The sequence below is a fragment of the Amorphoplanes digitatis genome, from assembly GCF_014205335.1.
GTDB lineage: Bacteria > Actinomycetota > Actinomycetes > Mycobacteriales > Micromonosporaceae > Actinoplanes > Actinoplanes digitatus.
Genome location: NZ_JACHNH010000001.1, coordinates 722,196 through 741,002, shown reverse-complemented (window position 1 = coordinate 741,002; position 18,807 = coordinate 722,196). Strand labels below are relative to the sequence as shown.

The 18,807-nt window shown below is 71.4% G+C and carries 17 protein-coding genes; 9 read left to right on the top strand and 8 right to left on the bottom strand.

From position 1 onward, the window contains the following. The first annotated feature begins 1 nt into the window (after position 1). Genes BJ971_RS03475 through BJ971_RS03460 form a run of 4 tightly spaced genes read left to right on the top strand, consistent with a single transcriptional unit; the run spans position 2 to position 3,720 of the window. A complete protein-coding gene (locus tag BJ971_RS03475; protein ID WP_239087509.1) occupies positions 2-781 on the top strand; it encodes a glycosyltransferase family 2 protein in 780 nt (259 codons plus the stop codon). Beyond that, complete coding sequence (locus tag BJ971_RS03470) at positions 778-1,803, top strand: NAD-dependent epimerase/dehydratase family protein (protein WP_184989734.1); 1,026 nt, start codon at positions 778-780, stop codon at positions 1,801-1,803. Before BJ971_RS03475 ends, BJ971_RS03470 begins: the two co-directional genes overlap by 4 nt. 7 nt (positions 1,804-1,810) lie before the next feature. After that, the gene (locus BJ971_RS03465; protein WP_184989732.1) at positions 1,811-3,013 is read left to right on the top strand and encodes a polysaccharide biosynthesis protein; all 1,203 of its coding nucleotides are present in this window, start codon (positions 1,811-1,813) and stop codon (positions 3,011-3,013) included. Positions 3,014-3,048: 35 nt separating this feature from the next. After that, positions 3,049-3,720, top strand: coding sequence for an enoyl-CoA hydratase-related protein (locus tag BJ971_RS03460; protein ID WP_184989730.1), 672 nt, complete (start codon positions 3,049-3,051; stop codon positions 3,718-3,720). Between the two features lie 45 nt (positions 3,721-3,765). Here BJ971_RS03460 and BJ971_RS03455 read toward each other — a convergent pair whose 3' ends face one another. After that, positions 3,766-7,137, bottom strand: coding sequence for a CARDB domain-containing protein (locus tag BJ971_RS03455; RefSeq protein ID WP_184989728.1), 3,372 nt, complete (start codon positions 7,135-7,137; stop codon positions 3,766-3,768). 256 nt (positions 7,138-7,393) lie between these two features. Next, the gene (locus BJ971_RS03450; protein WP_184989726.1) at positions 7,394-8,833 is read right to left on the bottom strand and encodes a serine/threonine-protein kinase; all 1,440 of its coding nucleotides are present in this window, start codon (positions 8,831-8,833) and stop codon (positions 7,394-7,396) included. Between the two features lie 189 nt (positions 8,834-9,022). Between BJ971_RS03450 and BJ971_RS03445 the strand changes: the two genes are divergently transcribed. Beyond that, a complete protein-coding gene (locus BJ971_RS03445) occupies positions 9,023-10,744 on the top strand; it encodes a CocE/NonD family hydrolase (protein WP_184989723.1) in 1,722 nt (573 codons plus the stop codon). Here BJ971_RS03445 and BJ971_RS03440 read toward each other — a convergent pair. Both BJ971_RS03440 and BJ971_RS03435 read right to left on the bottom strand, forming a co-directional pair. Continuing rightward, positions 10,710-11,075, bottom strand: a complete 366-nt coding sequence (locus BJ971_RS03440) for a nuclear transport factor 2 family protein (protein ID WP_184989721.1) — start codon at positions 11,073-11,075, stop codon at positions 10,710-10,712. The two genes, BJ971_RS03445 and BJ971_RS03440, sit on opposite strands and share 35 nt — an antisense overlap. A 164-nt stretch (positions 11,076-11,239) precedes the next feature. Further along, positions 11,240-12,400, bottom strand: a complete 1,161-nt coding sequence (locus BJ971_RS03435; RefSeq protein WP_184989719.1) for a serine hydrolase domain-containing protein — start codon at positions 12,398-12,400, stop codon at positions 11,240-11,242. A gap of 112 nt (positions 12,401-12,512) precedes the next feature. On the opposite strand from BJ971_RS03435, the gene BJ971_RS03430 reads away from it, so the two are divergent. Together BJ971_RS03430 and BJ971_RS42460 are read left to right on the top strand one after the other, a co-directional pair. After that, positions 12,513-12,980: a hypothetical protein gene (locus tag BJ971_RS03430; protein WP_184989717.1), complete on the top strand. Its 468-nt coding sequence runs from the start codon at positions 12,513-12,515 to the stop codon at positions 12,978-12,980. Between the two features lie 399 nt (positions 12,981-13,379). Next, positions 13,380-15,008, top strand: coding sequence for a VOC family protein (locus BJ971_RS42460; protein WP_369076835.1), 1,629 nt, complete (start codon positions 13,380-13,382; stop codon positions 15,006-15,008). A 70-nt stretch (positions 15,009-15,078) separates the two neighbouring features. Here the strand turns inward: BJ971_RS42460 and BJ971_RS03420 are convergent, their stop codons facing one another. Next, positions 15,079-15,402, bottom strand: a complete 324-nt coding sequence (locus BJ971_RS03420) for a winged helix-turn-helix transcriptional regulator (RefSeq protein WP_184989713.1) — start codon at positions 15,400-15,402, stop codon at positions 15,079-15,081. 76 nt (positions 15,403-15,478) lie between these two features. Here BJ971_RS03420 and BJ971_RS03415 point away from each other — a divergent pair, with 76 nt between their 5' ends. Next, positions 15,479-16,381 carry an alpha/beta hydrolase gene (locus BJ971_RS03415; protein ID WP_184989711.1) on the top strand — a complete coding sequence of 301 codons (903 nt, stop codon included), beginning with the start codon at positions 15,479-15,481 and terminating at the stop codon, positions 16,379-16,381. Here the strand turns inward: BJ971_RS03415 and BJ971_RS03410 are convergent. Genes BJ971_RS03410 through BJ971_RS03400 form a run of 3 tightly spaced genes read right to left on the bottom strand, consistent with a single transcriptional unit; the run spans position 16,296 to position 17,521 of the window. Beyond that, positions 16,296-16,760 carry a VanZ family protein gene (locus BJ971_RS03410; protein WP_184989709.1) on the bottom strand — a complete coding sequence of 155 codons (465 nt, stop codon included), beginning with the start codon at positions 16,758-16,760 and terminating at the stop codon, positions 16,296-16,298. The two genes, BJ971_RS03415 and BJ971_RS03410, sit on opposite strands and share 86 nt — an antisense overlap. A gap of 40 nt (positions 16,761-16,800) precedes the next feature. After that, entirely contained in the window at positions 16,801-17,136 is a 336-nt protein-coding gene (locus BJ971_RS03405) for a YnfA family protein (RefSeq protein WP_184989707.1), read from the bottom strand. A gap of 28 nt (positions 17,137-17,164) precedes the next feature. Beyond that, complete coding sequence (locus BJ971_RS03400; protein ID WP_184989705.1) at positions 17,165-17,521, bottom strand: STAS domain-containing protein; 357 nt, start codon at positions 17,519-17,521, stop codon at positions 17,165-17,167. A gap of 273 nt (positions 17,522-17,794) precedes the next feature. Here BJ971_RS03400 and BJ971_RS03395 point away from each other — a divergent pair, with 273 nt between their 5' ends. After that, complete coding sequence (locus tag BJ971_RS03395; protein WP_184989703.1) at positions 17,795-18,799, top strand: helix-turn-helix transcriptional regulator; 1,005 nt, start codon at positions 17,795-17,797, stop codon at positions 18,797-18,799. Positions 18,800-18,807 lie beyond the last annotated feature (8 nt).

Genomic DNA, 18,807 nt, shown 5'->3' with positions numbered 1-18,807 from the left:
CGTGTCCGTGGTCATCCCGGTCTACAACGAGGGTGAGGGCGTGGTCCGGCACCTCGAGCGCATCCTGCGCGAGGTGCTGCTGCCCGCCGAGATCCTGATCGTGCACGACACCCCGGACGACACCACCGTCCCGTACGCGCAGGAGATCGCGCGCCACGACCCGCGGGTCCGTACGGTGCTCAACACCTACGGCCCCGGGCCGGCCAACGCGGTCCGTTTCGGGATCGACGCGGCGCTGGCGCCGGTCGCGGTCGTGACGATGGCCGACGGCTGCGACGACCCGCGGCAGGTCGACGACCTGGCCCGGCTGGTCGACCGGGGCGTCGTGGTCGCGGCGGCGTCGCGCTACATGCCCGGCGGGCAGCAGGTCGGCGGGCCGCGGTTCAAGCGGATGGCGTCCCGCTGGGCCGGGCGCACCCTGTCGCTGTTCGCCCGGGTCGGCACCCGCGACGCGACGAACAGCTTCAAGGCCTACGACACCGAGTTCGTCCGCGAGGTCGGCATCGAGTCGCGGACCGGCTTCGAGATCGGCATCGAGCTGACCGCGAAGGCGACCCGGCTGGGCCGCCCGGTCGCGGAGATCCCGACAATCTGGCTCGACCGGCAGCTCGGCGAGTCCCACTTCGACGTGGGACGCTTCCTGCCCAGCTATCTACGCTGGTACTTCTTCGCGTTCGGCCGCCGGCTGACCGTGACACAGCTCGCCGAACGGTGGGCGGACCGCAAACCCGACCTGGACCTGGTGTCGGCCGATCGCGCGAAAGAGGAAACGCCCGCATGACGAAGGTGCTGGTTACCGGCTCGGCCGGCTTCATCGGCGGGTACCTGGTCGAGGAGTTGCTCGGCCGCGGCTACGACGTGGTCGGCCTCGACGACTACTCGAAGTACGGCCCGGTGGTGCACGGATACGACGATCACCCGCGTTACCGGTTCGTCGAGGGCGACGCCCGCGACGCGGCCCTGGTCGCCGAGCTGCTCGCCGACTGCGACCACTTCATCGCGGGCGCCGCGATGATCGGCGGCATCTCCTACTTCCACGCGTACGCCTACGACCTGCTCGCCACCAACGAGCGCATCATGGCGTCGTCCTGCGACGCGGCGATCGCGGCGCACCGCACGGGCAAGCTGCGCAAGGTCACCTACCTGTCCTCCTCGATGGTGTACGAGTCGACGGACCACTGGCCGAGCAAGGAGGGCGACGAGCAGCACATCGCGCCGCCCCGCTCGTCGTACGGCTTCCAGAAGCTCGCCGTGGAGTACTACGCGCGGGCCGCCTGGGAGCAGCACAAGCTGCCGTACACGATCGTGCGGCCCTTCAACTGCGTCGGCGTCGGCGAGGGCCGGGCCCTCGGCGAGGTCGAGGTGCTGTCCGGCAACGTCAAGCTCGCGATGTCGCACGTGGTGCCGGACCTGGTGCAGAAGGTGCTCAAGGGCCAGGACCCGCTGCACGTCCTCGGCACCGGCGAGCAGGTGCGCCACTACACGTACGGCGGCGACCTGGCGCGCGGCATCGTCGAGGCGATGGAGCAGGACGCGGCGTACAACGAGGACTTCAACCTGTCGACGGCCGAGTCCACGACGGTGCTCGAGCTGGCCGAGGTGATCTGGCGCAAGGTCAAGGGCCCGGACGTGCCGTTCCGGTACGTGAGCGACGACCCGTACGAGTACGACGTGGCGATGCGGGTGCCGGACGTGACCAAGGCCCGCGAGGTGCTCGGCTTCACCGCGGAGACCACGCTGGACACCATGCTCGACGAGGTGATCCCGTGGATCGAGCGGGCCGTCGAGCAGGGCCGGCTGTAAGCCCGCGATGACCGTCACGGCCAGGTCCCGGCGGCGCATCGGCGTCGCCGGAATCGCGGTGGCGGTCGCCGGCGCGGTCACCAACGCGCTCGGCTACCTGGTACCGGTGCTCGGCGCCCGCCAGCTCAGCGCGGGCGACCTCGGCGCGCTCGCGACCGTGCTCGCGATCTCCGCCATCGCGGGCGTGCCCGGCATGGGCCTACAGATCGCGGTCGCGGTGCACCGGGCGCGCCACCCCGGCGCGGCCGCCGGGCGGATCGGCTGGCTCACCGCCGCCGCGTCCGCGGGCGCGGTCGTGCTGCTGGCGCCGGTCGCCGGGCCGCTGCTCGACCTGCCGCCGACGGTCACGTTCCTGCTCGCGGCGTACACCGGCGGGGCCGTGGTGGCCGGCCGGTGGCTCGGCGAGTTGCAGGGCGACGAGCGGTTCCTGCGCCTCGCGCTGGGCATGGCGGTGCTGGCCGCCGGGCGCTACGGGGGCCTGATCGCCGGGCTGCTGCTCGGTTTCGGGCTGACCGGGTCGCTGCTCATCGGCACCGCGACGGTGATGCTCATGCTTCCCGCGCTGGCCGCCCTGGCCCGGGTGCCCGGCGCCCGGCCCGACGACCACGGCATCACCGCGAAGCGGGTCTTCACCGCCTGCTCGGCGACGCTCGCGATGCTGGCCGTCTCGTACGCCGACCTGATCCTCGCCCGCGACCTGCTGCCGGCCGCGGAGTCCGGCGCCTATGCGGTCGGGACCGTGCTGACCAAGGGCGCGCTGTGGGCGCCGCAGGTGGTCACCGTGCTGGCCCTGCCCCGGTTCGCGCAGGGCAGTCGGCGGGCGCTCGCCCTCGCGGTCGGGGTGGTCGCCGGCTGCGGCGCGCTGCTGGTCGCCGCGTCCGCGCTGGCCGGCGGGCTGGCGTTCCGGCTGGCCGGCGGGCCCGGCTACGCCGAACTGGGCCGCTACGCGCCGGTGTTCGCCGCGACCGGCGCCCTCTACGCGGTCCTGTTCGTACTGGTCAACGCGCAGGTGGCCGCCGGGGCCAGGTGGCCGTCGGCGCCGCTGTGGGCGGCGACCGCCGCGCTGGTCGTGGCCGCCGAGTGGCTGGTGCCGCACACCTTCGTCGCGATCATGTGGTGCGCGGCGGGCACCGCGGCCCTCGCGCTGGCCGCGACGGCGTTCCTGGCCTTGCGACCTAAGTTACCGATGAGTAACGTCGCGGTTGTGTGAGCGTCCGCCACGCCACCGCTGACGAGGGAGCAGACGTGCCAACACTCGACCGCCAGAACGACGTATTCGTCCTCGACATCGGGGATGGCGAGAACCGGTTCCACCCCGACTGGATCGCCTCGGTCAACGCGGCGCTGGACGAGGTGGAGAAGGCGGACGGGGCCCGGGCCCTGGTGACCGCCGCGACCGGGAAGTACTTCTCCAACGGCCTCGACCTGGAGTGGCTGTTCGCGAACGGCGACAAGTACCACGAGTACGTGGTCAGCGTCCACGAGCTGTTCGCCCGGGTGCTCTCGCTCCCGCTGATCACCGTGGCCGCCCTGCAAGGACACACGTTCGCGGCCGGCGCGATGCTCTCGCTGGCGCACGACTTCCGGGTGATGCGCACCGACCGGGGCTACTGGTGCCTGCCCGAGGCGGACATCGAGATCCCGTTCTCCCGGGCGATGTCCGCGCTCATCCAGGCCCGGCTGACCCCGCAGACCGCGCACGAGGCGATGACCACCGCCCGCCGCTACACGGGCCCGGAGGCGCTGACCGCCGCCATCGTCGACCACGCCGTCGAGCAGGACGCGGTGCGCAGCACCGCCGTGGAGATCGCCGAGTCCAACACCGGCAAGGCCGGCGACACGCTCGGCACGATCAAGACCCGCATGTACGCCACGGCCCTTGAGCTGCTGCGTGACCGGGAGAACCCGCTGGGCTGAGCGCGCTGGAGCCCCCGGCGGGTGCCGGGGGCTCCGCGCCGGCCGTCAGCCGCCGGTGATCGTGAAGCCCGAGCCCGGCTGGATGACGATGTTGCCGTCGGCCGAGTTCGTGATCGTCACGTTCGACAGCGTCGCGTTTCCGCGGGCGCCGCTCATCGCGAGAATCCCCGCACCGTTGTTGGACTTGTCGATCCTGACGTTGGTGATGGCGACGTTCGGCATGTTGCCGCCGCCGTTCTTGAACTGGATGCCGTCGTAGGTCGAGTCGGAGATCTCGGTGTCGCGGATCGTGACGCCGGTGATGTCCTTCGTCGACGGGAACAGGGTGATCGCGCCGAACTCCTGGTCCTCGTTCCAGAACGCCCCGCCGGTTCGGTAGAGGCCGTTGTTGGCGATCAGCGTCGTCCCCCCGAACGGGAGCGGGCTGTGGTCCGTCGCCAGCATGATGCCCGGGTAGTTCATCGTGTCGTAGACCAGGTTGTTCTCGATCGAGTTGTTGGAGCCGCCGTAGATGGCGATGCCGTTCGCCCGCCACGGCAGCTGCACCGTGTTGTTGACGAAGTGGTTGTTCGACGCGATGTCGACGGCCTGGTCCTTCACGTACGGGTTGGCCCAGACCGCCAGCGAGTCGTCGCCCGTCGTACGGAACGACGAGTTGAATACCCGCGAGTTGCGCGTTCCGTTGCTGAAGTTGATGCCGTCCGCGTACGTGTTGCGGATCCGCATGCCGGAGAAGTCGAGCCCGTCGCCCGGGTTCCAGTAGGCGGGCGTGTCCGAGTAGTCGCGGCCCACCCAGGCGCCGACGTTCACGTGCTCGATCCAGACGTTGCTGATCTTCGTGTTCTTGCCGAACCGGCCGTTGAGGCCGTGGCCGCGGTTCGCCCGGTTCTGCGTGTTGCCGAAGATCGCCAGATCGGAGATCTGGGTGTTGTCGTCGATGTCGAAGCCGACGTTGCCCTCATGTGGATGGTTGATGTTGCCGACCACGTTCTGCGGCTGGGTGTTCGTGTAGAGCTGGGAGTGCCACATGCCCGCGCCGCGGATCGTGACGTTGCGCAGGCCCTTCTGGTTGTACTGGCCGCGGGCCGGGTCCGGCGAGAGGATCTTCTGCTCCTGGCGCCACTGGCCGGCCGGGATCCAGACGCAGCCGATCACGCCGTTCTGGTTGTCCGTCACGGCCCGCTGTATCGCCGCCGTGTCGTCGTTGCCGTCGTTCGGCACCGCACCGTACGTCGTGATCGAGGTGCAGCCGGCCGGCTGGCTCGCGGCCGGCGCCACCTGCTCCAGGTCGATGAAGTCGATGATGTGGAACGACGCGTTGTCCGCGGCGTCGCGTTGCAGCTTGAAGCGGGTGCCGGGCGGATACGACTGTGACAGCAGCGCGTGCGACTCGTCGAACAGCCGCCGGGCGTCGGCCGAGGGCGAGTTCGACAGGGACTCGGTGTCGTCCGTCGTGCCGTACAGCCAGCTGTTGCGCGAGGAGAGCGTCAGCTTCTGCGCGAACTGGTCGTTGATGTAGAGGCTGATGCTCGCGTCCTGGCCGCCGCCGCCCGGTGCGTCCGGCACGGAGTTGCGGACCACGATCGAGTTCGCCTGGTTGATCGAGGTGAACTCGACGAACTGCCCGGTGCTGTTCAGCCGGACCGACCTGCGTCCCGACGACTCCGTGGCGAAATTGGTGTGCCCGAACGTGCGCAGGGCGTCGGTCTCCAGCAGCGTGCCCTGGTAGCGCGCCGCCTCGGCCTCGTACTCGACGTACGGCACCGCCGCGCCCCGGCCGACCACGACCGAGCGGGTCAGCACGTTGTTGCCCTCGTTGGTCTCGGCGACGGCGCCGGTCGCGTCCGCGGTGGCGGTGAGGGTGGCCCCGCCGCTGGTCGCGGTCCAGGTGCCGCCGATGGCCACGTTCGCCGTCGCGCCGGCGGCGATCGCCGGGGTGCTGCCGTTGAGCGTCGTGCCGCCCACCGTCAGGCGGGTCGTCGAGGCGCCCGCGCCGCTGGTGCCGCGGTTGTTCACCGCGACCGTGAACGAGACCGCCGCGCCGACCGCGGGGTTCGCCGGGTTCGTGGTGATGCCCAGAACCTGCAGGTCGGGGCCGGGCGCCTGGCCGACCACGAGCTGCGTCGGCGCGGTGAACGTGTTGTTTTCGTTGTTCTGCTCCGCGACCGCGTTGGCCGGATCGACCACCGCCGCGACGCTGTAGCTGCCCATCGGCCGCGCGCCGACACTCGCCGATACGGTCGTCGACGTGCCGACGGCAAGTGCGCCGACCGGCGCGCTGCCGGCGACGGTGCCGCCGAGCCGGAAGTCCACCCCGGTCGCGGGCGCGGCCGCCGTGCCCTGGTTCTTGACCGTTGCCGAGAGGGTGATCGCGGTGGCCTCGTTCGGCGCGGCGGGCGTCCAGGTGGCGGCGGTGACGACGAGGTCCGGGTTCGGCGCCCAGCCGCCGAGCACCTGGAGGTCGGCGACCTGGCCGCCCGGCGCGCCGGTGTTGCTGAAGAACTGGAGCTGGAGGTCCGCGACGCGGCCGGTCACCGGGATGGTGACCGAGTTCTGGTTGGTGGCCGGGTTGAACGTGTAGTCGGCCCGGGCCTTCAGCGACGTGAATCCTGCCGCGGCCTGCGCGCGGCCGAGGACCTGGACGTTCTGCGTACGCGTACCCCAGATCGGGTCGGGGTTGAGCTTGACGACGACCCCGGTGACGTCGGCGTCGGCGCCGAGCTTCACGGTCAGCGTCGCCGGGAAGCCGTTGGACTCCCAGTAGCTGGTCGGGCTGGCGTCGTTGGCGTTGCCGGGCACGAACGTGAACACCGACGACGACGCCTCGATCGGCTTGCCGCCGGCCAGGTTCGCGCCCGTCGGCGGGTCACCCGGGTCGCCCGGGTCGCCGCCGCCGGCCACGCCGTAGATCTCGAACTCCGAGACCTGCGCGGCCGGCCAGCCCGTGTTTCCGGTGATGTGCACGCGTACATACCGGACGGTCGCCGCGGTGAAGTTGATGGTGACGGTGTTGGCCGAGGCCGGATCGAAGACCCGCCCGGCCGAGGCCGAGAGGACGCTGAATCCGCTGCCGTCGGTGCTGCCCTGCACGCTCAGCGTCTGGGTGCGGGCGCCCCAGGCCGTCAGGGGCGGCAGCTTGAGCACGACCTGATCGATGGCGACGCCGCCACCGAGATCGATCTGCACCCATTGCGGGAAAGCGTTCGAGGGACTCTCCCAGTACGTCTGCGCGTTGCCGTCGTTGACGTTGCCCGCGACGTACGGGCCGTTGGCGCCGCTGGCGGAGACCGGCCGGCCGGCGGAGAGGTTGGGTCCGCCGGCCGCGTGGGCGGGCGTGGGTGCGAGCGCCGTCGCGGCGGCGAGGCCCGCCGCGAAGAGGCCGCTGAGCAGCCTCCGGCTGAGTTTCTTGGGTTTCATGGCGTCCTTGTTCTGTGAGAACGACAGAGGGGATTGCCGCGCGGCGAGCCGCGCGGCAGAGGTGCGCCGGGTCGAGAAGGGTGCATTTTGGGGGAAATGCGGATGACAGGCCCGGGACGGGTGGGCCTGCCACGATCTTTCGGCTCGCTCCGCAGAAATTGCGTGGTGTCTGCTTACTTTTTGCGGCGCGAGGCATTCAATGTTTCAGATGTGTCACTGTTCGTCAACGCCCGGGCGACGACCTCGCCCGCGCCGCTCAGATCGGCAGGGTGACGGCCGTCGGCGAACCGGCCACACAGGTCACCGTCATCCGGATCCGGCTCGCGACGTACCTGAAGACGATCGCGGCCGTCAGCGCTGGCCCGGCGCTGACCCGTTCCACCTGGTACGGGTCCTTCGGCGCCCACGCGATCAGCCGCGCCTGACCGGAGGTGTCACAGCTCGCCTCGACCGTGCCGCCGGGCGACGTGAACGTCCGCACCCCGGCGATCGGCACCGGCGATTCCGGCCCGGCGGACGGCACCGGCTCGGCGCTGGGCGACGGATCCCCGGAGGCGACGGCCGACACCACCGCCGACACCACGGCGGACGGCACGACGGACGGATCCGGATTCTGCTCGGGCGCGACCACGGGCCGGGCCGTCACGGTCGGCCCGGCGGACGGCGCACCGGTCGCCGACCGGGCGGGAATCGACGGCAGCCCCGCGGGCGGCGCCCCGGCGTCGTCCCGCTCGCCGATCGACGGCAGCACCCCGGCCACCGCGACGGCGACGACCGCCGCCGTGACACCGCCGAGGATCAGGCTCCGCCGCGACCTGCCCGGCGGCGGCGCCGGCACGCCCTCGGGGGCCAGAACCGTGGCGTCCACCGACGGCTCCTCGTCCTCGGCGGCCCAGCTCAGGATCGCGGCGGCGTCCGCCGCGGTCGGCCGTCCGGCCGCCTCCTTGCACAGCATCCGATTGACCAGGCCGGTCACCGCCGGCGGTACGCCGTCGAGCTGCGGCAGCGGCGCCGGCTCGATGTAGACGTGCGCCGTCAGCATCTGCGTCGTCGAATCGACGCTCCACGGCGACTCGCCCGCGAGCAGCCGGTACATCAGCACGCCCAGCGCGTACACGTCGGAGGCCGGCTCCACGCCGTCGCCGGTCAGCCGCTCGGGCGCCAGGTAAGCCGGGGTGCCGAGCAGCTCGGCGTCCGGATCGACCGGCCCGACGGTCGCGGCGATCCCGAAGTCGACGACCTTGGCGCCGTCCTCGGTGACCATCACGTTGGCCGGCTTGATGTCGCGATGCACCAGGCCGTCGGCGTGCGCGGCGGCCAGCGCCGCCGCCACCTGGCCGCAGATCTCGAAGACCTGCCTTGGCGCGAGCACACCGTCCTTCACCCGCTGCTGCAACGTGCTGCCGTGGATCAGCTCCATCACCACGTACGGCACGGAGCGCCCGCCCTCGTACGATTCGCCGTAGTCGTACACCTGCGCGATGTTGCGGTGCGACAACGTGGCGGCGGCCCGCGCCTCGGTGCGGATCCGGGCACGCCACTGCGGATCCGCGGCGTAGCGCCCGGCGAGCACCTTGACCGCGACCGCGCGGCCGAGCACCTCGTCGCGGGCACGCCAGACGACGGACATGCCGCCACTGCCGAGCTCGTCCATGAGAACGTAGCGGCCGCCGAGTGTGCGCTGCCGAACCTCCATCCGATGAAGTCTGCCCGACGGAATCGTGGTTTCGCATCGGACGAGGCCGGTGAAAATGCTTCACCTTCGCCAATTGCATGCCAAAAACCAACAAATAGGATAGTGGATCTCCCCGTACGGGATGAGGCGTACCCCTCACCGCCGACCTCCGGCAAGATCGCACTGGCTGGCACCCCTCGAGGAGTACCCATGAGAATCGCCGACCGCGTCCTGTCCCGCCTCCTGCGCCTGCCCCCGATGCGCAACGGGTACACGGTCGAACACGGCCTGCGGATCCCCATGCGCGACGGCGTGGACCTGCGCGCGGACCACTACGCGCCGACGACCCGCGAGCCGCGCGGCACGGTGCTGGTGCGCACCCCGTACGGCCGGGGCTTCCCGGAGTCGGCCCTGCACGGCCGGATGCTGGCCGCCCGCGGCTACCACGTGCTGATCGGCAGCGTGCGCGGCACGTTCGGCTCGGGCGGATCATTCGAGCCGATGGCACAGGAGACGGCGGACGGCCGCGACACGATCGCCTGGCTCCGGGACCGGCCCTGGTTCGACGGCCGGCTGGCGACGCTCGGCGGTTCGTACCTCGGCTGGGCCCAGTGGACGCTGCTCCAGGACCCGCCGCCGGAGCTGCGGACGGCGCTGGTCTACGTCGGCCCGCACGACTTCCGGGAGGCCGTCTTCGGCACGGGCGCGTTCACCCTCGGCGACTTCCTGAACTGGAGCCACCAGATCACCGCACAGGAGTCCCACCTGCTACGACGCCTCACCGGCCGCGCGACGGCCCGGCGCCGCCTGAAGCCGGGCCTACACGACCTACCCCTACCCGACGCGGCGGAACCGGTCCTACGCGGCCGGGCACCCTGGTACCGCACGTGGCTCTCCCACCCGGAGGGCGACGACCCGTTCTGGGGCGCATACCGGGCGGGCGCCGCCCTGGAACGCGTCCAGGTGCCGGTGCTGCTGGTAAGCGGCTGGCAGGACCTGTTCCTGGACCAAACCCTGATCCAGTACGAAACCCTCCGCGCCCGCGGCGTCGAGGTATCACTGACCGTCGGACCTTGGACCCACGTCGGCACCGCAATCGCCGGCGCAGCCCCAGTAGAGAACCGAGCCCTGTCCTGGCTCGACAAACACCTGTCCAACACCGCTTCCACCCCACCAACCGCGCCAGCCGAGCCAGGCGAAACCCCCACGCCGATCCACCACACCGACGAGGAGGGGCGGCACGAGCCGACCGGGCCAGGTGAGGCGCCCGTGCGGGTATACCGGACCGGCGAGGAGAGGTGGCACGAGTTGGCGGTCTGGCCGCCCGCTACCGCGCCGGCGTCGTTCATGCCGGATCCGGTCGGCGGGCTCTCCGCCGGTGACTCGGTCGATGGGGAGGTCAGCTTCCGTTACGACCCGGCCGACCCGACGCCCTCTGTCGGCGGACGGGTGCTCGCCGGCAAGGCGGGCGTGCGGGACAACCGCAGGCTCGAGGCCCGGCCCGACGTGCTGGTCTTCACCACCGCTCCACTCGCCGCCGACCTCGACGTCGCCGGCTCGCCCGTGCTCGAACTCGCCCTGACCGTCGACAATCCCCACGCGGATGTCTTCGTGCGGCTCTGCGACGTCGACCGGCGCGGGCGCTCCGCCAACTTCTCCGACGCGATGCTGCGGCTCGACCCGGGCGCACCCGCCGGCGAGGTGCAACACCTGCGCCTGAACCTCGACGGCTGCTTCCACCGGCTGCTCGCCGGGCACCGGCTGCGACTACAGATCTCCGGCGGCGCGCACCCCCGCTTCTCCCGCAACCTCGGCACCGACGGCACGTTCGCCGACGGCGCGAAGCTCGCCACGTCCCTGCACACCGTCCACACCGCCCCGACGCGGCTGGTGCTGCCTATTTCTTCGGATGCTCCATCCACCACTCGGTGAACTGACGCGCCTGGCCGGAATGGTCCAGACGCAGCACCCACATGTTGCTGTAGGTCCGAGCCGGCTCGCGGTACACCGTCCTCGCCTCGATGATCGCGAGATCCTCGGTCACGATCAGCGGATGCCACTCGAAGGTCGTGGCGCCGGCCGCGTCCCTGTTCTCCAGCCAGTTCGCCACGATCTCGTCGCGGCCGAACCAGGGCTTGGCGAAGGGCTCGGTGAAATAGGCGGCGTCGTCGGCGAAAAGCCCACCTACGTCATGCGGGTCATTGGACTCCCAGGCCACCCGGTAGCTCTCCACCCACGCGGTGACAGCATCAAGGTTGGTCATCGTCGTCTCCCATCCCGCCGGGAACCACGCCTGGAGCGTACCCACCAACACCTCCTATCGGCGGATGACGATCTCGCCGGGATTCCCACCGCGCATCTCCGCCGCACCGCGGGCACAAGACCCCACAGATCTCGCCGCGATCCAGGTGGTTCCCGCGGACTCCGTCATGCGTATGCCAGTTCGCGGAACTCCTTCATTGCGCCGTTCCACATGAAGTCGCTGACCTGGGTCAACGCGATCGCGGTGAGGCCTTCGCTCGGGTCGTTGAACCAGTGGGTGCCATAGCCGCCGCTCCAGCCGTAGACCCCGGGGATGGCCCCGGGCGGGTCCGGGGTGACGGTCACTGACATGCCCAGGCCCCAGCCGTAGTTCTCCAGAATCGGTCCGCCGGGGGCCGTCTGCTCCGGTGTCAGCCGGTTGGTGGTCATCAGGCCCACGGACTGCTCCGACAGCAGCCGGGTGCCGCCGTGCACCCCGCGACGCAACAGCATTCGGGCGAAGGTGTGAAACTCGTCCACGGTGGACACCAGACCGCTTGCTCCCGACGGGAAGGCCGGCGGGCTGCTCCACACCGCGGGCGGGGTGGTCGCCGTCAGGTTGGTCATCTCGCCGGTCTCGAGATCGTTCGCGTAGTAGGAGGGGAGCTGTGCCGCCCGCTCGGCGGGCAGCCAGAAGCCGGTCTCGGTCATCCCGAGCGGATCGAAGAGTCGTTCGCGAAGGAGGTCGCCGAGTGGCCGGTCGGCCGCCCGGGCGAGCAGCACGCCCAGGACCAGGCTGCCGGCGTTGTACAGCCAGCGCTCGCCGGGCTGGTACATCAGCGGGAGCGCGGCCAGGCGCCGGATCCACTCGTCGGGGTCGTGCGGGGTCCGCGGATCGGGCGCGCCCAGCACCAGCCGGGCCGCCTGTGCCGCCTCGACGATCGGGAAGGGCGGGTCGTAGGTCGGCTCGGTGAGCGTGCCGAAGCCCATCCGGAAGGTGAGCAGGTCCTCGATCGTGACCGGACGGGCCGCCGGGACGGTCTCGTCCAGCGGGCCGTCGACGCGGGCGAGCACCCGCTGGCCGGCCAGCTCGGGCAGCAGCCGGTGGATCGGCTCCTCCAGGTCGATGAGGTCGTCCTCGACGAGGATCATCGCGGCGGCCGCGAGCACCGGCTTGGTCAGCGACGCGATCCGGAAGATCGTGTCGCGCCGCATCGGCACGCCACCGCCGAACTCGGTCGTGCCGATGGTGTCGACGTGGACGTCGTCGCCACGCGCGACCAGGGTGACGATGCCCGGGAACTCGCCGCGATCGACACGTGCCGCCATTGCTTCGTGCAACTTCATGTCGGTCACTTTGCCAGGGGCCTCTGACAAAATCGCGGTCTTGCGAGGACGGTCCGGCGCGCTGGCCGCGCGGAGGCCGGGAATTGTCGGACCCCGGGGCTAGCGTCGAAGCGTGACCAACCAGTGGCGGCATCTCCCCGCACCCGCACGGCCGATCGCCGCGGCCGTCGACGCCGCGGTGACGGCCGCGCGGGCTCACGACATCGAGGCCCTGGCCACGGCGGTGGACGAGCTGGCCGCGCAGGACCGGGCGCAGGCGTCCCTGATCCTCGGCACGACGGTCCGGCTGCTGCTCGAGGCCACGCACCAGGACGGGCTGGACGGCGACGACGTCCGCGAGGTGCTCGAGCAGTGCGTCCGCACTTCCGCGCAGTGGCACCCGGAGGTCGATCCGCACGTGGTGCTGATCCTGCTGGCGGGGTCGCTGGGCGTGCACGACGACGAGGAGCCGCCGCCGAAACCGGACGCGCAGGCCCTGCATTCGGCGCTGCTCATCGCCCACCTGCTCGGGCCGCGCCCACTGCCGGAGTTCCTGACGCTGGCGTTGGGCGAGATCGAGCACACCCAGCTCAATGACTAGCCCGCAGGAGGCGGCCGGATTCATGTTCCGCTGCCCTGTGAGTCTCCGCCACGCTCCCCCGGAAGCCGGTGGCAGGCCACCCGAAGGGTCACCCGACAGGGTGATCCGGGCCGGGTGATCCGGCCGGGTGGATCGCAGCCGGCACGGCGCGATGGCTGGGGCTCTGTCCGCTCTGGGCGGTGGTCGTCGCGCTGATCAACACCCGGCTCGTTCCGGCAGGAACATGGGCGCGCCAGGTCCATGACCGCCTGCCCGGCCTGCCTGCCCGCCTGGCCTGCCCGCCTGGCCGGGCGGGTCCAGGCGGCCGCGCATGTCGTGTCCGCCGGTGATCAGTGAGAGGCGGCGGGAGGCGGCCGATCCGGCTGTCTGGCGGCGTGCCCGGGCCGACACCGGTTGTCGATGGTTCGCCGGTACGGGCGGGCGACACGGCGGAGATGTATCGATGAGCGCCATGGGTCGTTGAGCCTTTCGGCGGCGGCAGTTCGCCGGCGTCGCACGTTCGCTCGACAGGAGCACGCCATGGCCAGCAAACGACCGGTTCCCCCCGGCAGGAAGCCGGCGAACGCCAGGGGTGGGCAGAGCACCCCCGACAGCCCGGGCCGCTCAGCGGGCGCGGCGGCCGCCCCCGGCCCGCGCCGACCGTCGTCGGGCGGGCCCTCGGACCCGCGGCCGATCGCGGCGCCCTTGATCAAGCGGATGGTCACGTCGAGCCCTCCCGAGCAAGACGCCCCGAGCGACCCGGGCGTCCGGAGTGCCTCGGGAGCCCCGGAAGCCAACGAGCCGACCTGCGAGGCTCCCGCCTCTGCCACCGTGCCCGCTCCCCCAGCCGCGACAAGCCCCCGCACCGCGCCCACCACCAACGCCCCGGCCACCACCAACTCCCCGACCACCACCCACGCACCGGCCACCGCCGGCCCCGCAACCACCAACTCCCCGACCACCACCCACGCACCGGCCACCGCCGGCCCCGCAACCACCAACTCCCCGACCACCACCCACGCACCGGCCACCGCCAGCTCCGCAACCACCGGCTCCGCAACCACCGCTCGCGCCGCGGCCGCGACCCACGCGGCCGCCACCCACGCCGCGGCTACTGCCCGCGGTGCGACCGCGGCCCGTTTGGCCAGCCGGCAGCTGCCCGGCGCGCAGCGCAGGTCGCGGTTGGACAACACCGTCCAGACCCCGCCCCGCTCCGATGGCCAAGGTCCGGTCTCTGGCGCGACCGGTGTGACGACCGCGCGGACGACCTCCGCCGCAGCCTCGACCGCGGTCCCCGAAACAGGCGCCGGGACCGCACCCAGGTCCATCCCGAGATACACCGGCCGGCTCAGCGCGGGTCTGCGAGGCGCCCGTTCGGCCGCGGCCGCCAGGATCGCGGCCGGCCTGGGCGCAGGCCCGGGCACCGCTCCAGGCACTGCTCCGGGCACCGCTCTTGGCACTGCGCCGGGCACCGCTCTCGGCACGGCTCTCGGCACTGCTCCGGGCACCACTCTCGGCACTGCTCCGGGTACCGCTCTCGGCACTGCTCCGGGTACCGCTCTTGGCACTGCTCCGGGCACCGCTCTAGGCACCACTCCGGGCAAGGCTCCGGGCACCTGGCCGGGCGATCGCCGTCCCGAGGCCGCCGGCGTCGCCAAGGTGCCGCGGCCGCGGTCACACGAGCCTGGGCTGCATCTCCAGCCGATGGTGCATGTCGGCGACATGCCCGCGGCCGTAGCGTTCTACGAGAAGCTCGGCGGCGAGGTCAACCACGGCGACCGGAACGGCGAGTGGGTGCTCATGCAGGTGGGCACCGCCCAGATCGGGCTGGTCACCCGCCCGCCGGACGCCGCGCGCGGCGCGAGCACCGTCGAGCTCAACTTCTCCGCGACCATGCCCCTGCACCGGCTTGAGCAATGGCTGCGGGATCAGGGCGTCAAGATCGTGGAGGTCGCCCGGGACCTGGATCTCGGCACCCAGTTGCACGTCGAGACCCCGGACGGCATGCCCATCCGGATCCATCAGGTGGAGACGGACCTGATGGTCTGAGTACACATTCGGGGATGCACGCGGCGAATCTCCCTGGCCAGGGGGATCGAGATGGTCGGCCGGGGCGGGGTCAGGTTCTGGCTGCCCAGTTGCAGATCGCGGACAGTGGTTCCTCGAGGGTCTTGCCGAGTGGTGTGAGGGCGTATTCGACGTGCTGCGGTGGTTCCGCCTTGAGGACCCGCCGCTCGACCAGGCCGTCGGACTGCATGCCGCGTAGCGTCTCCGTCAGTACCTTCTGCGTGATTCCCGGCAGTCTTCGCCGCAGGCTCGCCGGGCGCTGCGGACCCGCCAGCAGCGCGTAGATCAGGAGCACCCGCCACTTCGCGGCGAGCCGTTCCAGTGCCTGCCGCGTCGTGCAGGTCTCCTCGAGCACGTCCGGGATCATCAGCGTCATTCGAAACCCCCGAGAGCGGATGGGCACCGCGAAGTGCCTACTGGTCGGCCGCCGTCGTCGAGCCTAGCGTCGATGTGTGGACGACATCCGTACCGAAGAAGTCACCTTCACCAGCGACGGCCTCGAGCTGGTCGGGACCCTGCGGGTTCCGGCCGCGGCGGACGGCGGCGCGGCCGTTCTGACCGGGCCGTTCACCGGGGTGCAGGAGCAGGTCACCGGGCTGTACGCCGACCGGCTGGCTGGGCAAGGGCTGATCACGCTGGCGTTCGACCATCGCGGCTTCGGCCGCAGCGCGGGTCGCCGGGGACACGAGGACACCCAGGGCAAGCTCGCCGATCTGCGGTCGGCGGTCGGGGTCCTGCAAGCGCGGCGCGAGGTGGACGCGGACCGCATCGGGGTGGTGGGCATCTGCCTGGGCGGCGGGTACGCGGTGAGCGCGGCCGCCACCGACCCCCGGATCCGGGCGGTGGCCGGAATCGCCGGCGCCTACAACAGCCCGGCCTGGTTCGCCGGGGATCCGGCCGGGTACCGCGCGGCGCTGCGGGGGTTCATCGACGGCTACGACGACTATCTACCCGCGGTCGCGCCGGACCACGGCGAGGCGGCGATGGCCGGCGACGAGCCGTGGTCCTACTACGGCACCGCCCGGTCCGCGTCGGCGAGCTGGGAGAACCGGGTCACGCGGGGTTCGCTGCACTCGCTGATGACCTTTGACGCGCTGGGGCGGGCCGCGCTGCTCGCCGAGACGCCGCTGCTGATCGTGCACGGGCGCAAGGACGACTATTGCAGTCCCGAGCTTGCCGCGCGGATGCACGCGGACGCACCGGGCGACAAGGAGATCGTCTGGCTGGACGCCGACGAGCACGTCGACCTGTACGACGTGGAGCCGTTCGTCACGCAGGCGGTGACGGCGACCGCGGACTTCCTGCGACGCACGCTGCGCGGTGCCGGGGCGACGGCACCGCGAGCCGGAGGATGAGCAGGCCGAGCAGCGCGCCGCCGGCGTTGGCGATCAGGTCGTTGACGTCGACGGTGCGGCGGCTGCCCAGCGTCATCCCGAGAGCGAACTGGGTCAGCTCGATCGCCAGGCTCGCCGTTGCCGCGTGCACGGCGAGCCGGCGCACCGCGTCGAGGTGGGGTTTGAGCAGCGGTAACAGCACCCCGAACGGGATGAACATGATGACGTTGAGTACGAAGCTGGGGCCGTCCACATCGCCGGGTACGAGGTGGACCATCGTGCGCCACGGGTCGTCGGCCCAGTAGGCGGCGGGGCGGACCCGGATCGGGAAGACGGTCACGGCGACGACGCTCACGGCGTACAGGATGAAGACCGTGATGGTGAGCCGCCGCCGCATCATGATCTGTCAAACGTAGGCGACGCCGGTCGGTTCCTGGGAGCTACGCCCCGCGCGGGGCGTACATGATGACGCCGACGCCGGCCAGGCAGAGGGCCGCGCCGATCAGGTCCCAGCGGTCCGGCCGGAAGCCGTCGAGCAGCATTCCCCAGCCCAGCGACCCGGCGACGAAGACCCCGCCGTAGGCGGCCAGGATCCGGCCGAAGTGCGCGTCCGGTTGCAGGGTCGCGACGAACCCGTACGCGCCGAGCGCCGCCACGCCCGCTCCGACGAAGAGCAGGCCGCGGTGCTCGCGGACGCCCTGCCAGACGAGCCACGCCCCGCCGATCTCGGCGAGCGCGGCAAGCAGGAACAGGCCGATGGAACGCAGCACAGACATGTGCTGCATTCCAGCACGGGACGGCCGGTCAGCTGGGCCGCAGGCCCACAGAGGTCCGTGGGGACGACGGCTCGGCGCAGCCGAGGAGGCCGACCAGCCCGGAGATCCAGAGCTGGCGGTAGACCGTCGGGCTCGGGTGGCTGACCACGAGCTTGACGCCGCTGGCGGCCGCCGCGTGGAAGCAGGCCACCAGGATGCCGATGCCGATACTGTCGATCAACATCACCCGTTGGAGGTCGAGGTCTATCTTGCCCGGCGTGGTGCCGGTCAACACGTCGTTGACGGCGTCGCGCATCACGTGGGCGTTGTCGAGATCAATTTCGCCACTGGGGGCGATCTCGACGGTGCCATCGGCCAACTGGCGAGTGGTGATCGGCAGATACACAGCTGCCCTCTTCCTGGCGTCGTGCGGGCGACGCCACCTCCGCGCGGGTCTCTCTGCACCGGCAGGCGCAATTCGGCCCCTCACCCAGGCGCCGACCGGACACCGCATCCCCAACAACAGTCCGCTGGTCTGCAAGTTACGCCAGGTAGGCGCGGAACGCCAGAGTAGTTCATATGGCCAGAATGTGCTGGAACGGCCAGCTGATGGCGTGAACGTTGACGACGTACCGGTCAGAACCGAATACTCACCGAATGCGTAGGAGCGCCTCACGAGATGGATAAAGCTAGATCCAGGACGGTTTCGTCCGGTTCCACATCCCCCACGACCGCGAGTTTCAGCAGCGTGGACATCGATGACACCCGCTCCCTGCTAAACCGATTCTATTACCCGATCGCCGTGGGTGCGCCCGAGGGCGCCGAGGGTTTCCGGTTCAACGCCGAAGTGATCAAACTCGGACCGCTCACCGTGGGGCAGCTCGGCTTCGGCGCCCCCGTGACGCTCGTCGCCCCGGAGCTCGACGCCTACCACGTCACCATCCCGGTGGCGGGCCGGGTGCACGCCCGGCACGCCGGCCACGAGGTCGTCGCCGGGCCGTCGACCGGAATCGTCTTCGGCCCCGGCGGGCCGGTGTACACCCTGCACGACGCGCACTCCGCCGAGCTCGACATCAAGATCGAGCGATCGGCGCTCGAGAACGAGCTCGCGGCGCTGCTCGGCCGCCCGGTGGTCGGCCCGATCGACCTGCCGCCGGCCATCGACATGAGCGGCGGGCCGGCGCAGAGCTGGGGCCGGCTCGTGCGGCTGCTCAGCGGCGAGACCGAGGACCCCGGCAGCCTGATCTGGCAGCCGCTGATCGCCGACCTGCTGCGGCGCAGCGTGCTCAACGGGCTGCTGCTGAGCGTGCGGCACCGCTACAGCGACGAGCTGCGCACGCCCGCGCCCGCGGGCCCGCCGCGCGCGGTCCGGCGGGCGATCGACGCGATCCAGCACGAGCCGGAGCGGCCGTTCAGCGTCGGCGATCTGGCCCGGATCTCCGGCATGAGCGTGCGGTCGCTGCAGGAGGGCTTCCGGCGGCACGTCGGCTGCGCGCCGATGGCCTACCTGCAGTCGGTGCGGCTCGGCCGGGCGCACGAGGCATTGCGGCGCGAGGATCCGGCCCGGGTGACCGTCGCCGCGGTCGCGCACCGCACCGGCTTCGCCCACCTCGGGCGCTTCGCCGCCGCCTACCGGGCACGCTTCGGCGTCTCCCCGTCGGCGACGCTACGGGACACGCCTTAGCAGCCCTC